The sequence below is a fragment of the Nostoc sp. NZL genome (assembly GCF_015714705.1).
Taxonomy (GTDB): Bacteria; Cyanobacteriota; Cyanobacteriia; order Cyanobacteriales; family Nostocaceae; genus Nostoc; species Nostoc foliaceum_A.
The window spans coordinates 1-14,487 of sequence record NZ_WBKL01000028.1 but is presented as its reverse complement, the minus strand read 5'-3'; the positions used below and the strand labels follow the sequence as shown (position 1 = coordinate 14,487).

The 14,487-nt window shown below is 40.7% G+C and carries 13 protein-coding genes; all 13 read right to left on the bottom strand.

Features of this window, described 5'->3' with window-relative positions; all coding sequences use genetic code 11:
- Positions 1 to 688: 688 nt before the first annotated feature.
- Positions 689 to 2,362, bottom strand: a complete 1,674-nt coding sequence (gene ftsY, locus F8R90_RS03300) for a signal recognition particle-docking protein FtsY (protein WP_196509549.1) — start codon at positions 2,360 to 2,362, stop codon at positions 689 to 691.
- A gap of 397 nt (positions 2,363 to 2,759) precedes the next feature.
- Entirely contained in the window at positions 2,760 to 3,401 is a 642-nt protein-coding gene (gene nusB / locus F8R90_RS03295) for a transcription antitermination factor NusB (protein WP_196509548.1), read from the bottom strand.
- A 370-nt stretch (positions 3,402 to 3,771) separates the two neighbouring features.
- Positions 3,772 to 4,533 (bottom strand): DUF502 domain-containing protein, encoded by a 762-nt coding sequence (locus F8R90_RS03290; RefSeq protein ID WP_196509547.1) that lies wholly within the window; start codon positions 4,531 to 4,533, stop codon positions 3,772 to 3,774.
- Between the two features lie 520 nt (positions 4,534 to 5,053).
- Positions 5,054 to 5,962, bottom strand: a complete 909-nt coding sequence (locus F8R90_RS03285; protein ID WP_196509546.1) for a glycosyltransferase family 2 protein — start codon at positions 5,960 to 5,962, stop codon at positions 5,054 to 5,056.
- Between the two features lie 126 nt (positions 5,963 to 6,088).
- Positions 6,089 to 6,931, bottom strand: coding sequence for a hormogonium polysaccharide biosynthesis protein HpsJ (gene hpsJ-B / locus F8R90_RS03280; RefSeq protein WP_196509545.1), 843 nt, complete (start codon positions 6,929 to 6,931; stop codon positions 6,089 to 6,091).
- Positions 6,932 to 7,292: 361 nt separating this feature from the next.
- The gene (locus F8R90_RS03275; RefSeq protein ID WP_196509544.1) at positions 7,293 to 7,937 is read right to left on the bottom strand and encodes a TIGR04282 family arsenosugar biosynthesis glycosyltransferase; all 645 of its coding nucleotides are present in this window, start codon (positions 7,935 to 7,937) and stop codon (positions 7,293 to 7,295) included.
- 32 nt (positions 7,938 to 7,969) lie between these two features.
- Positions 7,970 to 8,536: a pilus assembly FimT family protein gene (locus F8R90_RS03270; RefSeq protein ID WP_196509543.1), complete on the bottom strand. Its 567-nt coding sequence runs from the start codon at positions 8,534 to 8,536 to the stop codon at positions 7,970 to 7,972.
- A 28-nt stretch (positions 8,537 to 8,564) separates the two neighbouring features.
- On the bottom strand, positions 8,565 to 9,554 hold the full coding sequence (locus F8R90_RS03265; protein ID WP_196509542.1) for a glycosyltransferase: 990 nt from the start codon (positions 9,552 to 9,554) through the stop codon (positions 8,565 to 8,567).
- A complete protein-coding gene (gene hpsE, locus F8R90_RS03260) occupies positions 9,547 to 10,542 on the bottom strand; it encodes a hormogonium polysaccharide biosynthesis glycosyltransferase HpsE (protein ID WP_196509541.1) in 996 nt (331 codons plus the stop codon). Before hpsE (F8R90_RS03260) ends, F8R90_RS03265 begins: the two co-directional genes overlap by 8 nt.
- Before the next feature lie 11 nt (positions 10,543 to 10,553).
- Positions 10,554 to 11,522 (bottom strand): hormogonium polysaccharide biosynthesis glycosyltransferase HpsE, encoded by a 969-nt coding sequence (hpsE, locus tag F8R90_RS03255; protein WP_196509540.1) that lies wholly within the window; start codon positions 11,520 to 11,522, stop codon positions 10,554 to 10,556.
- Positions 11,523 to 11,708: 186 nt separating this feature from the next.
- Positions 11,709 to 12,404, bottom strand: a complete 696-nt coding sequence (locus tag F8R90_RS03250) for a prepilin-type N-terminal cleavage/methylation domain-containing protein (RefSeq protein WP_196509539.1) — start codon at positions 12,402 to 12,404, stop codon at positions 11,709 to 11,711.
- A 38-nt stretch (positions 12,405 to 12,442) separates the two neighbouring features.
- Entirely contained in the window at positions 12,443 to 13,429 is a 987-nt protein-coding gene (gene hpsC / locus F8R90_RS03245; RefSeq protein ID WP_196509538.1) for a hormogonium polysaccharide secretion pseudopilin HpsC, read from the bottom strand.
- Between the two features lie 64 nt (positions 13,430 to 13,493).
- Positions 13,494 to 14,147, bottom strand: coding sequence for a prepilin-type N-terminal cleavage/methylation domain-containing protein (locus F8R90_RS03240; protein ID WP_196509537.1), 654 nt, complete (start codon positions 14,145 to 14,147; stop codon positions 13,494 to 13,496).
- Between the last annotated feature and the right edge of the window lie 340 nt (positions 14,148 to 14,487).

Below are 14,487 nucleotides of genomic sequence, written 5' to 3'. Positions count from 1 at the left end.
CTACAGAAAATATTGTAGATACTTCAGCAACTATGATATGAGAAAATGCCTGGGAGTGTTGAACCAGCTTACTTACACCAATTCATTTTTTGAGTCCACAGTGGACGATTTTCCGAAGTTATGATCATCGGAAGCTGTCCTTTTCCTGATGTCGCTGCTGGTAAAATAGCTGACGCTTGTCCTCCTACTATTAAATAAAATTACGTACATATCTCCCTACTCGCCAACGCAGTTGCTTCTCCTCTCAGAGATGCCGCCTAGCTTGCTTCCCCACAGGGGTACAAATCGCCATAGTCAACACTAAGAAACTGTGGAGGGAAACTCCTCCCCTAGTGCTGGACTCACCCCCGTTGGCTCTCCAAAGCACTATTCACCGCTCAGACTGCTATCCATCCTACAGCTATAGTTATATTTGTGGGGGTAAGTGTCTCGCTTGCCCTTTACATTACTGCAAGATGCAAGCTTCCTGGCTCTTGTGTGTCGCAACTAAATGCCATTTAGAGAGTAAAAAAAGGGCATTAGCTTGAAATTTTAGCAAAAGTCACTTATTTGTTGTGACAAACTCATGATTTTAGGACTTGATCTGTTTCTAGTATTTTGTTTCTAATTAGTTCAAGTGATAATAGCAGACCAGTCATCCCTAAACTTATCAGTAGTCAAGAAAAATTTATAACCCCAAATTTTTTCATTAGCCACTCAAGAGAGCTTCGACAAATTCATAGCTAGAAAAGGGGCGCAGGTCTTCAATTCCTTCGCCAGCACCAATAAAGCGAATAGGTAAACCTAGCTGTTGCACAACGGCAAGGGCAACACCGCCTTTGGCTGTGCCATCTAGCTTGGTTAAGACAACGCCACTCAGTTGGGCAGCTTGGGAGAAAACTTCGGCTTGCCGCAGTCCATTTTGTCCTAAAGTGGCATCTAGAACCAAAAGAGATTCTACATTAGCATTTGGGGCTTTTTTGTCGATAATTCGCCGGATTTTGCTGAGTTCATCCATTAAATTTTTCTTGTTTTGCAGTCGTCCAGCTGTATCTACCAGAAGTAATTCTGTTTGCCGCGCTTGGGCGGCTGCGATCGCATCAAATACAACTGCTGCCGGATCTGTATTTTTTCCAGGATTGGCAATTACTTCTACACCACTTCTACTACCCCAAACCTTCACCTGTTCCACGGCGGCGGCGCGGAAGGTGTCTGCTGCGCCAATCAAGCATTTATAACCAGATTTTTGTCCCAGGTGGGCAATTTTGCCGATAGTGGTAGTTTTACCGGCACCATTTACCCCAGTGATTAACCAAATATTCAAGGTTTCTTTTTCTGGGGTAAAGCTAATTTTGTGGGATGTTTTGCTCGGTGCATCCAGCATATCCCGAAGGATTTTTTTCAGGTAAGCGATCGCTTCTTCTGGTGCGGTGACTTCTTCTCGAAGTTTTGTCTGTAAGGCATTGATAATAAAATCTGTCGCCTCTACACCCACATCAGCTTGCAGGAGCAATGCCTCAATTTCCGTTACAGCAGCTTGGTTCAGCGGCCCTTGACCAACGATCGCCTTCAGTTGGTTGAGAATACTACGGCGAGTTTTGTCTAACCCTTGCCGGAGCTTTTTCAGCCAAGTAATCTCCTCAATAGAAACGTCTTCTGGATTTCTACCTTGGGCTGCTAAAACTTTCGCTGACCAGACAAACCCATCATCAAATACCAGTCCGGGAATTTCCTCTCCTGTCTCTGAGGTTGTAGCTACTGGCTGTACTACCTCCGGTTCTGGGACATCAATAGCAGTAGCTATTAGTTGTTCCAACTTGGCTTGCCGTTCTGCCGCCGCCCGTTCTAAGAAGGATAAGGTGGCTGGTGCTGTTGGCTGTGTTGCCTCTGGCGTAGCTATTGGTTCGGTGGGTGTTGGTTCAACTTCAATTCCCGTTAGTTCTGGGCTTTTTACATCTGGCTCTTCAGCAATTGCTGCCACTGAGGAATCTTCCGTACTTCCTTCCTCAGTAGCTGCTTGGATAACTTCTTGCTGTGATGTTTCTACGGTCGTACCAGCAGGTTCCTCAGTTGTTTCTGGTTCGGTGATTTCCGCAATTGTCGTTTCTGCGGTTTCAGGTTGTGCTGATAGTGCTGAGGTATCTGCTACATCAGGTAAGGTTTCTACTACCTCGGCTTGTTGTTTTTGCTGAATATTTTTGTAAGCAGCTTTAGCAAACGCTAACAAGTCTGCCGTTGTGTCTGGTGCAGTTTCATCTATTGATGTTGGCGTTTCGGCTGGCTCTGCTTGGGGTTCTTGTGCAGGAGGAGTTTCTTCCTGTTTCTTATCAGAGGGAGTGTCAGAGGAATCGTTATATTGACGACGGAACCAATTAAAAACCATTGCAGCAGTTTTAGTTGTTATATGAGTTATGAGTTATAAGTTATGAGTTTAATTTAACTTTGCACTTTTTCCTGGAGTGAAAACTTCCGGGTTATCCTCACCTTTTCAACGCAGTTTGAAAAGAATCGGTACAACAGAAGCTTTCCTCCGTTCGCGCAGTGTCTCCCCTTCTCCCAAAAAGAGAGGCTAGCACCAAGGGAGAAATTCCGCTCGGAGAAAGCCGCAGAAGCGGCTACAGACTTTGCTCTACGGTAGTATAGGAATTACGAAGTGGTACTAAGTAAGTTGGCACAATAAAATCAAACTATCTGAAGAAAAATGAACAAGGGTTTTAACCCTTATTATTGCCTCTTGCCTTTTGCCTTATCCCAAGGACAATTATTTACGTCGACTTAACTTATGCTGTTTTTTTCTGCTCAGTGACTCGGCGCAAAACACCATTAATAAACCGATGACCATCGTCTCCACTGTAGCGTTTGGCTAGCTCCACAGCTTCGTTGATGGCGATACTGTCTGGAACTCCTAAAAACTTCATTTCTGCCACAGCGATTTGCAAAATATCGCGGTCAATTTGGGCCAAGCGAGTTACTTGCCAATCTACTAAGGCAGTAGAAATGAGTTCATCTATAATGTGTCGATTTTCGTTAACGGTAATCACAAGCTCTTTAGCGTAATTCCGAACTCCCTTGTCCTGATTAGCTAACTGAATCAATACTGGGAAATCAACTGCGGTACCCAACTGATTGATTGCTGTCTGGGTGCAGGCGATCGCTTCTTGAAGCATTGTTCTGGCAGTATTGAGATCGGAGGCCCGAGTTTGGCTACTTAAGAGGCGCTCGTTGCTGCGTTGCAGTTCACCTGCGGCATTATCGAGGGTATCTTGCACTTCTGAGGTCAGAGTGCGTACTGCTCCTAGCACCAACTTGGATACTAGTTGATCGTCTTCCAATTTATCTAATTTCTTTGGGTTGACTGGCAATTGGCTAAGGCTTAAAAGCGCCAATTCACGAGCAATTTGCTGGGGTTTACGAGGTTGCATAAAACTGAGGGGTGCTTGTGCGAGAACTGATTAATTAGGCGGGACAAATTTATAATCATATCAATTTTGGCACAGTCAAACAACAACATTACGCATTTACTTGTGACTTTGCCAGATTGATTTTAACTAAAACTATCTTCTGACTTTCTTTGCTCCTGCAAGAGGATATGGAGAAAACGAACTCTTTTTCTGGTTAAATTCCACACATTGAACTTAAATGCCGTAAGCGAAAAACAGGTCGCAAGAGAAAGATTTGGGTCTTGGGAACCACTACTTCTGACAAAAGGAGGGAATATAAGACCAATAAAACTACGGAGTTTTATTGCCTATTCCCGATGAATTGCGAGAGCTTACACCATACTTGGATAATTCACGTTTCTTCAACGGGAATAATCTGCGGCTTGATTTCGTCGTGTTTTACTTCTAGTGTGGATTCGGGGAAAAGCAAGGGCGTATTGGGGGCGACAATGCCACCTGATACAACTATTTTAAAGGCATCTTCAATCGAGATGGAGAGGTTCACTACCTCGTCTTCAGGAACTATTGCGTACCATCCGGTAGTCGGATTCGGGGTAGTAGGGATAAAAACACTTAGCACGGGGCGAGAGATCTGGGCTTGGATATCACTGCTGATTGCACCAGTGACAAAGGCGATCGCCCAAATTCCTCGACGGGGATACTCTACCAAAATTACCCGGCGAAACTTGCCATTAGAATCCTTTAGTATGGTTTCTAAAAGCTGTTTGAGAGTTTTGTATACCTGTCCCGCTAAAGGAATTGCCTGTAATAACCGCTCACCAAAATCTAACAACCACCGCCCAGCAATATTGCGAGCCATCAAGCCCATTAACAAGATGCTTAGTAGCGGCACAGCCAATCCTACTAGTAAATTCAGTAAATTTACTAAAATTGGGTTTAAGCCATCAAAGGGATTCAGTTGTTTGGGTATTTGGGTGAGGAAGTTGATTACCCAATTAGCAATGGTAATTGTCAGCCAGATAGTGGTTGCTAGGGGAATTACTACCAACAAACCAGCAATCAGGTCGTTTTTTAAGTCCTGTTTTAGGCGATCGATTACCAAGCCCCGATTCTCCTGTTTTAAGCTAGAGGAACTTTTGTTATTGGTATCCATACCAGCAAATTCATCAAATAGCAAAGGCTTTACTTGAAGCAGCTTCTACCGCAAGTTACTTAACTGTCCAAGAAGCTAGCAGCTGGGCTGCTGCCGCAAAAACACGTACTTGTTGCTGGAAATCAGCTATTTTCCTACAAGCATACACATAGACATCAACCAATCCGATAGCGGCTGGTTATTTCCAGAAGATGTTACTTTTCTTTGTAAGACTTGTAAATGATTGTTGCAAGCCCTTAGGTATTACTAATCTACCGCGCTCAATCAAAAGCTGCTCATGATTGTGAAAGTACCAGCAGGTAAACTAAGGAATTATTTTATCTGTCAGTCATTCACATTTGAGCAAGAGCGGCTTTTATGAAAATGTTCTGTTAAAAATATTAATTTATTATGCTAGTTCTCGTTTAGGTGGAAAACGCGATAAGGACGCATAGCTAGCTGTGCGTCCCTCTGAATTCTGATTTTGCGATCGCGTACCAGTCAGCCGTAACCGATCGCTGCTTCTAATCTCCAGTCGCCTTTACGCGACATCAACCTGTGTAGTTTCAGAATCCGCACACTGCAACTGTTGTGTACTCTCTTGCGCCAGAATTGCTGTTGCGTCTAAATTGGGTTTTGGTAGATACTTCATTTCCCAAACTTTGAGCAAAATCAGATATTCGTAGAATGCCTGCAATGTACACCAAGCAAGTCCAGCGTGTCCATCTAAACAGCCGCCTAATATAAAATACATATATACAAACCGTAGCAACGGTCTGGCGGGTAAACGCAAAGACAAATCTTTTAGGGCGCGGCGTTTTTCGACTTCCGATTTGCCAAAAAATAAATCTCGCCAGTTTACGTTTCCCTGTTCTAGTTGATACAGCGTTTCTTGAGCTTCATCTGTAGAATAACGGTTATGCTTGTCAATCCAGCGGCTCAAGCCTTTGCTACAAGTGTAGTGTGGGTATGTTTCTTTTAAAAAGCTAGTTGCACCCTCACAAACTTCCCGTTCAGTATGGCCGTAGTCTGTAAACCAGACTTTACCGTGGCGGAAGAGGCGCATTTGGTAACGGGGATACTGTGTGCTGTAACGAATCCAGCGATTCATGAACATGACACGTTCAGCCACGTAGTAGCCGATGTAGTCTGGATTCTGACTGGCCTTTTCGCATTCCGCGAACAGTTCTGGTGTCATGCGCTCGTCAGCTTCGAGAATGTAAACCCATTCGTGCTTCCGGGGGATAGACTCTAACATCCAGGTGCGTTGGCGTCCGTGGCTTTCAAAAGCGTGTTGGACGACGCGAATGGGATAGCGACTGGCAATTTCTACAGTGCGATCGCTACTGCACGAATCCACAACAATGATGTCATCCGATAGCATCGCCGATTCGATACAAGCAGCAATATCTAACTCTTCGTTATATGTCAGTATGTAAATTGAGAACATTACCCAAGTTTTATAGCGATTTTAGTCAGTGATAATTGCCTTTTTATTGTTATTAGCTATTAGGCGTATGGCAGTATAAGCCATCAATAATTATTGGATACGTCCTACTGCCATACCGATAGTGCATTAACGTGCGGTAGCTCTAGGTTTACCACCTTGTATAGCACCTCTACCTTTTAAGCCTGTCCAGCCGATGATAATGTAACCAATGGACAACAGCAAACTGCTAATCCCAATCCGCAGTCCAGATTTCCAAGCAGTATCTTTAGCTTGTTTCTCTGCTTCGTCTCTGCGCTGGCGAACTTGGCTCAGTTGTTGAGTTCGCAGCGTTTGAATATCTGTTTGTTGTTGGATAGCTTTGTCAAGTACTTGAGGATCTGTTTTAGCCTTCTTCAGTAACTCTTTTATATTTGCTGGAATTTGAGAGCTTTCAAGTGCTTGCTTATATCTCTGATCATCTTTGAGTATTTCACTAAACTGAGCTTTGGTTTGGTTTCGCAGTTGCTCTAATTGAGCTTTTCCTTGCTCAGTATTTAGTTGTGCTTGCAATTGCGATAACCGAGTATTCAGTTGAGTTTCTGCCTGATCTGCTTCTTGGGTAATTCGGTTGAGTGTTTGAGTCTTAGCTTGATTGACGTTATTGAGGTGCAGGGGAAAAATCAGCAAGAACATCAACCCTAAAATACTTGAGAGGATCACGGCGGGAAATCTTAAATCGATACCTTGGGGGCGATCGCTTCCTGCATCAGCACTATCAATCCAATAGGCAGCAAACAGCAGCCCCAAACCAACTAAAGGAACGATTCCTCGATCAACTAGCGCTGTTGCCAAGTTAATTTGCCATACCCGATCAGTCGGTTGAAAGGGTAACAATAGAATCAAAAAGTCAACAAGAAACGACAAAATGCAGATTATTCCAACTACCTTAAGTGTGAGGGCAGTACTTACGGAAGCAAAACGGTTGACCATAGTTTTTCAAACTGGCGGTGAATACGAGTGATTTTCATATTTCAAGCTACTTAAATATTGTGCCCATGACCGTAACTGTTGTGTACAAATATAAAGCAGATTCAATATTGGTAAAGGCTATCTGCCTCTAGGTTTTCAACTAGGCCACAGTAGCATTTGTTATGTACAGTGTCTTCAGGAAATTCCTAGTGTTTTAAAATACTGACCTAGTGCGGGGCTGTAGAAAAAGGCTTATTAAGTATCTCCAAATAAAAATACTCAACTACTTCTTGTGCGGTGGGCATCTTGCCATTCGTGTCAAATTAACCTAGACGTTAGGTTTAGCAAGCGTTCTACTGGAGTTTAGACTACATCTCGCTGATTATTCCATCTCCCCTGCAAAGGCTTGTTCCCAAATCGGCAGATCCTCCGGTCGGTCAACATCAGCTAGAGGCGATAAGTTCACATGTGATAAATTTAGTTTCTGGGAAATGTCCACGGTTTTTTGGAATACTTGAGCAGTTCCCCACTCGATGTTAACGAATAACTCCGGGATGGGTTGACGCAAACCAATTAAGTAATATCCACCATCGATCGCAGGGCCAAGTACGAGGTCAAAGGCGTGTAACTTCTCAAACGCTGTGGCTAGAATCTGGGTATTCACTCCAGGACAATCTGTACCGATGATAATTACTTTTTCTGCTCCAGATTCAAAAGCATCGAAAAGCGATCGCGCCATCCGCGAACCTAGATCCCCTTCACCTTGAGACTGGTAAACTAAATCCAACCCCAGCCAGTCTTGCATAAGTTGCAAATCGCCACCTGCAAACCGCACTTCCACAGATATGGCAATGGTTTTTTGCAATTCTTGAACCTGAAATATTGTATATTCAGTCATCTGGCGTTGAAGATTGGCAGCACCAACAGTTCCCAAAGCAGGTATCAATCGGGTTTTTGTCTTACCTGGTTCTGGATAGCGGGTGAAAATAATCAAGTGCTGTTTTGGGTTTGCTGGTAAGTTCAGCACGCAATACCTTATTTGAATAAACTACAAATATCTTAATAGCAATAATCACCCTCATTGTTTGCTGTAGAGTGCTCTTTTGCCATTCGCATTGCTCCTAAAATCGTAGAGATATAGACGCAACGCTTAACTTTACCACCATACTGACTGGAGATAGTGATACTTCGCGGTAGCGAAACAATATTACCTCTGTAATCAAATTTAATTTGCCTAACGCCATTTGAGATTTGTAAGGTAGTTTCCGCATCTAAACGCACATTGTTATCTAAGTTATTCCAGTTAGCGTTGGATGGATTTACTGTAGCAGGATGAACTGCCCATTGAAGGATGCCATTTTGCTCACGAAAACTAGTTTGCCAAGTCACTTTTTCTTTGGTGGCTTGCCTTTGGGCTTGGCGCATTGCATAGTAAACCTCGTTTTGTGCAGTGTTGAGGCGGCGAGTCTCCACAAAAGTGAACCAGTTGGGTATTCCCAACGTGGCTAATATACCAATTAATAGAACAACTATTAACAACTCTGGTAGAGAAAAACCACTGCTAGAGGACTTATTCAAAAGATTTTTTGCATTAACTAGAGACTGTAAATGCACCTGGATATTCATTTTTGTCTTCTGGTGATTTTTCAGCTATCTAGCTGGTGAGCAATGTTTCAGTTTCTTGACTTCTGACTTTGCGCTCGTTAGTAATGCTATCAAGCAACGCAGGCATTAGCAAAATTATGATAATTTTCAATAATAGTTTGAAGGTGAAAGTTATACGCTTCAATCTTAAAGAGTCATTAAGGATATAATTCCACAAAAATTTAGCCGCAGCTAAACCCTTTTGTCTGTTAAATGGCTTTTGTAGGGATTTACATGTCAGGTATTTATATAAATTTGTTAGACTTAAATTCCAAGTATGCTTTGCTAAAGGTCTTTCTTTATATGCTCTCTCAAGTACCTGCAAGCAAGCTTTTTCTTGTCTGACAAGATTGGAAGAAACTGAATTAGCACTTATACGGTATAAGATTTGTACAGATGATACACATATAAAATCAAATTTACAGGCTAATCGTAGCCACATATCCCAATCTTGAGCAGCACTTAGACATTCATCAAATCCGCTTAATTCGATTAAAGCCTCTCTACGAATCAACGGATTGGAGCCATTCTCTAAAAAGTTTGTTACCAATAACTTTTCATAAACGTCTCCATTGGCGGTAAAGTGTGTACCAGAAAGGACAAATTCACTGTTTTCATCAATATAATTAGTCCAACTATAAGCAACTTTTGCAGTAACGTTTTCTTCCAGAGCCTTTAACTGAGACTGAAGCTTATCAGGTGTCCAAAGATCATCCGCATCTAAAAAACTAACAAATTCTCCAACAGCAAGGTTTAGCCCTCGGTTACGACTAATATTTCCGCCAGCATTAGGGTAAGAAAATACTTTTATTCGTGAGTCTTGAATTTCTGCAATAACATCTAAAGTGGAATCTTGTGAACCATCATTTATTATAATTAACTCCAAATTAGTAAAAGTTTGGTTTAAAACAGATTGAATTGTTTCTTTAATGGTTTTTTCGCTATTATAAGCTGGGATGATTACAGAAATCTTTACTGTATTGAAATTTGAATTAATCATTTTGTATAGTTGTATTTTCTAAAATTTTGTCTAGCTTCCATTTTAAAGAATAAAAAGGACTCATCATACTAGCCCAGTAAAAATTAATTTCAAAAAGTGCAATTAAATTACTTTTTAATTGCCCTCGATACTTAATAATATGTTGTAATACGCGATGTAAATTACCCAAGATAGTCTTAACCAAAACTATTGGTTTTTGCCAATTTTTAGCATTGATCAAGCGTAGCTGAAAAATACATAGACCACAACCACGTGCTAGTACTAGTAAGTAGTCTTTTTCTAGCCGCCAATGTGGAATTTGATGATCGATATGCATTGCAGGATTGTACCAAATTTCCCAACCTGCTTTGTGTAAGTATAAGAGAGCTTCTGTATCATCTCCGCTAACCATCAATTTACTAAGTCTTCCCTTAAAAACCAATTCTTCTGGAACACTTTCACACCAAGCTTGCTTACGGACTACTAGCGCAGCACCCGGAGGAAGTCTTAAATTATCTGCATCAAATAAATATGGTTCTATTCCGTGTTCTCTAATAGCTAGAAATGCTTGAATTCTTGTAAAATCCTTTGGGGGACTTACTTCAAAATTACCGTGAATTTGACCACTCCAAGCACCAGCTTGAGGATGCTCTTTGCCGAAAGTATAAGACTGTAAAACCCAGTCATTTGCTGGTAGGTTATCATCATCTACAAATGCAATAAACTCGCCTCTAGCTTCATTTATTGCCCGCATTCTTGCAAAGGCAATTCCCTGTTGCTTTTCCAGGAAATATTTTAACAAGAAATTTCTATTACCTATTTTTTGATAAGCCTGGATTACCTCATATGTATTATCGTTACTATTATTATCAATAATAACTATTTCCCAATTTATATTTTTTAGCCCCGTCTGATTAAAGAGTAAATCTAAAACTTTAGGCAGCCGTTTTGCACCATTATATGTAGGAATAGCCACAGTAAAATCTATATTTTTAAATATTTCATTCATATATTGATTTTCTAATTAGATTTTTTAGTTAAATAACCATTTTTCCACAGATAAAAAGGACTAATCAGGCTACTTACAAACAGTTGCATCTCACAAGCAGCGACTAAATCAGTTTTCAAAATAGTCCGATATTTGACCAAGTGTAAAGCAATTTTACGCAAGTCATTTATCATATAAGCTAAAAGAACAACTGGTCTATACACATGTTTGACATTTACCATTCTAGTTACATAACGGCTAAGTCCAATACCTCTAAAAAATGGAATTAAATAGTCTTTTTGTAATCGGGAACTGGGTATTTTGTGATAAATCTCCATTTCTGGGTTATACCAAATTTCCCATCCTGCCTTTTGGATATAAGACAACATTTCTAAGTCTTCACTGGTGAGCATATTACCTTTAACTCTACCAGTTAAAATACACTGTTCTGGTACACTTTCTAACCAAGCTTTTCTACGGATAACAAGTCCAGCAGAAGGTGGCAGTATTTTTTTAGCTGCTTCATATAACAGCGGTAAATTACCCCGTTCTGTAATTGCCAAAAAGGGAGCAATTCGCTGAAAGTTTTCTGGTGGTTCTACTTCCCAATCTGGGTGAATTTGGCTGCCATAAGCTCCCGCTTGAGGATATTTTTCACCAAAAGCATAAGCTGCGGATACCCAATTGGATAATGGGTAGTTGTCATCATCTAGAAAACCTATGAATCTACCTTTAGCTTCTGCAACTGCCCTTTTTCGAGCATACGCTGCACCTTGTTTTGGTTCAAAGCAATATTTTAAAGGGTAAGGATATTGCCAATTTTTTTGATATGCTTGAACAACTTTAGCTGTATTATCAGTGCTGTTATTGTCTACAACTATAATTTCCCAAGATAAATTTTCCGTATAAAGTTGGTTTTGTAGTCGCTCTAGTAGTTCAGACAAACGACTTTCACCGTTGTAAGTTGGGATAGCTACAGTAAAGTCAAGGTTTTCAGTCATTTGTCAAAAGGTATATTTTGATTAGGACGCTTTTTATATATTAAGCCGAGGGCTAATTTATCAATGGCTCTTAAATAAATATATCAAACATTAAAACTGCATATGATGTTTCAATTTTGCTATCAATGTGCAGTTTTATGCTCAGTATTATTGCTTATTTTTATAAATTTAGGCTATGAAAATTACTTAGTTACATTGGGAGTCTTTTGCTGTCATCATTGAGCCTAAGAGAGTTTTCACAATGACGCATCGCTTGACGCTACTGGCAGATGTAGAATTTGTAGCAGTTGGTATAGCTACGACTATTTTTAACCCAGGTGGCTCTGTTCCTGTCCCAAAGTATGAAGTTGGTAAAGCCCCCATATAGTCAAAGGTAATTTTTGTTGGCGTACTTGAAGGAGGGTACTGTACAGTAGAATCAGTAGAATTGACAGTGTTTTCGCCACTGAGATTTGCACCTAGTATAAATTTATCAGAGCTAATTCCTACATCCGTTCCTAAAGGTTTCCATGTGCTGATTCCAGTATCTGTACGATAAATAGCAACCTCTACATTTTTGGTTGTGCTATTTTTGCGAAAACTGATACTGTAGTTAAGTTTTTGCTTTTTAGCTTCGCGCTGTGCGTCTTGTAGTGCAGCTAAAACAGCGTCATTAGCTTTATTTAGCTGCTGTCGGTTCACAAAAGCAACCCAACCAGGAGCTGCGATCGCTGCTAAAATTGCTACCAATAACAGTACTACTGTTAATTCTATCAGGCTAAAACCAGCATCATGTCGATTGTAGCTATAGTGTCGATTTACTAAATATTGCTGCTTTTGTTTTGTTTTTTTGCTGTGTAACTGAAAATAATCGAATAATTTTAAACTAGGAATATTCTGCATACTATCCTGCTTTTATTAATCTTTGTCAAAGATAGAAGCTATTTGCTAAATATAAAGCTGCTTCCTTGAACCTTAATGTTTGCACTCGGAAAATAACTAGATTTACTCTCTGCGTAACGTACTTTAGTTTCATCTTCTAATAAGCGAGCTTGTGCGTTACCTCTTAAATAAACTTCAGCAGCACTTCTATTATTTGCGCTAACTGAATTTACACAAGCATAGAATCCTGTTCTGACAATGGTTGCTGTTGCTGCTGGAATTTGTCTAAAGCCATTAGAGCATGTCACTGCTGGCGCTCCCTGTACTGGTACTGTTGTTGTTTGATCTATAAAATCAACCAAAACTACGGGAACTTGTCCTTGTCCGTAAGTGTCCCCTGTTGCCAAACTATTTGTCCAACTATTCATTTTTGCTTGTAATGTTATACCCTTTTGTGATAAATCAAAAGGCTTAAAACCTTTATCTGGACAATACCCTGGTCTATATTTTTCAGTAAATCCAGTACAAGTAATACCACTACTATTTGTAACCCCATCTTTAATTTCCCATCTGGCGATGCGGGCAGCTTGAGACCAGTTAGTATTATCGTCTTTAATTAAATAGTAAGCTACCAATGAATATACAAAAGAATCATCTGTTTGAGATTCACCGGCAGTATTTGTACTTTGAACAGCGTCTTTGGTAAATTCTCGCTTCCAAAATACTAGAATTGGAACACCATCTGTTACCGGACGGATCTGGGAGTTGATAGCTGCTATACCTACATCATCGTATATATATAGTGCTTGTTGGAGATCGCGAGTAATATAATCTAGTGCTGCTCTAATTTCTTGCTCAGAGTTGGCTTTGGCTTGTTCCTGGCGGTCAGTGTTTAAAACGCTGATCATAAAACCTAGTAACGGCGTAATTACCAGGAATGCAATGATCATAGCTACTAGTAATTCAATCAGCGTGAAGCCACTATTTTTGTTTTGCTTGTGAGAGAGTTTTAGCTGAGTACTTAACAGCCACCTCAATATATTCATCTTGCTACATTTCTCCTTAGTGACGGATACTTAGTCATAAAATTATTTATGTTTGCTGGGTTAATTATTGACAACCACCAAGCCTTCCGCATAAAGCGCTATAGGAGCTTTGACCCCTAACAATTTCAGTTGTCATTTCTACTAGTGGTGCTTTGCGATCGCCTAATCCCCCAGTGAACGTTGCTGTTGTTTTTTGGTTGCCATTGTCATCAGAAGTTTTCTTGAGAGAGCCAAACTCTGCATCTGAACGATACACCCGAATTCCCAAACTATAGCCTTGACCTCTATCGATTTGAGCGGTACTCGTACTGATAGTTACATCTGATTTACCAAAAGCCTGAATGTAAAACTGCACTGGGCTGGTGTTTGTTTTGTACGTTGTACACTCAGTTGGGGGAGTGATTTTTCCATCTTTGTGAAAGCAATACAAATTAGTTGTGACTGTAGGGGCATTTTCGCTAGCAAGTAAAGAAGTTACATTTGATACTTGAGTTTCTGAAATTGTTTTAGACTTAATAGCATCAACGAAGGCTTTAGCCGCTCCTGTTGCCAATTCTATGCGTCTAGCTTGCACACGAGTTGCGGTTGAGATGACTAGGACAGGTGCGATCGCAACCAGCAAAACGCTAACCACGAGGATTGCCACCAGCGACTCAATGATCGTAAAACCAGACTGGCTAGACTGAGCAGATGATTCTTGTAGTTGGTGTGGGTTCATAGAAATTTAAAATCCAAAATCTAAAATAGTACTAGTACCGCTGCGAGTAATTCGTAATTCGTTTTTGCAAGGATTTCAGATATTTCAGATGGGTGGTTTATTTGCGCCGTGCTGTACTAGTGGTCTGTCCCATTAATTTTGAGGGGGTTGAGAAACGAACCGCAAAGGACGCAAAGGGCGCAAAGGAAGAAAAATTAAGAATGAGTTTACCGATCATATTTAATGAGACAGACCACTAGTGGTCTGTCCCATTAATTTTGCGGGGTTGGATAAATCTTTGACAGCTTAACTCTGGCATCTTCTGTACGAAAACGCCAATCTACACGAACTTGATTAATAT

What these genes read in the sequence shown, in the direction of transcription:
- F8R90_RS03290 (WP_196509547.1), bottom strand. Translation starts at nt 4,533, where the DNA reads ATGGATACCAATAACAAAAGTTCCTCTAGCTTAAAACAGGAGAATCGG.
- F8R90_RS03250 (WP_196509539.1), bottom strand. Translation starts at nt 12,404, where the DNA reads ATGCAGAATATTCCTAGTTTAAAATTATTCGATTATTTTCAGTTACAC.
- F8R90_RS03285 (WP_196509546.1), bottom strand. Translation starts at nt 5,962, where the DNA reads ATGTTCTCAATTTACATACTGACATATAACGAAGAGTTAGATATTGCT.
- hpsE (WP_196509541.1), bottom strand. Translation starts at nt 10,542, where the DNA reads ATGAATGAAATATTTAAAAATATAGATTTTACTGTGGCTATTCCTACA.
- hpsE (WP_196509540.1), bottom strand. Translation starts at nt 11,522, where the DNA reads ATGACTGAAAACCTTGACTTTACTGTAGCTATCCCAACTTACAACGGT.
- F8R90_RS03240 (WP_196509537.1), bottom strand. Translation starts at nt 14,147, where the DNA reads ATGAACCCACACCAACTACAAGAATCATCTGCTCAGTCTAGCCAGTCT.
- hpsC (WP_196509538.1), bottom strand. Translation starts at nt 13,429, where the DNA reads ATGAATATATTGAGGTGGCTGTTAAGTACTCAGCTAAAACTCTCTCAC.
- F8R90_RS03270 (WP_196509543.1), bottom strand. Translation starts at nt 8,536, where the DNA reads ATGAATATCCAGGTGCATTTACAGTCTCTAGTTAATGCAAAAAATCTT.
- nusB (WP_196509548.1), bottom strand. Translation starts at nt 3,401, where the DNA reads ATGCAACCTCGTAAACCCCAGCAAATTGCTCGTGAATTGGCGCTTTTA.
- F8R90_RS03265 (WP_196509542.1), bottom strand. Translation starts at nt 9,554, where the DNA reads ATGATTAATTCAAATTTCAATACAGTAAAGATTTCTGTAATCATCCCA.
- hpsJ-B (WP_196509545.1), bottom strand. Translation starts at nt 6,931, where the DNA reads ATGGTCAACCGTTTTGCTTCCGTAAGTACTGCCCTCACACTTAAGGTA.
- ftsY (WP_196509549.1), bottom strand. Translation starts at nt 2,362, where the DNA reads ATGGTTTTTAATTGGTTCCGTCGTCAATATAACGATTCCTCTGACACT.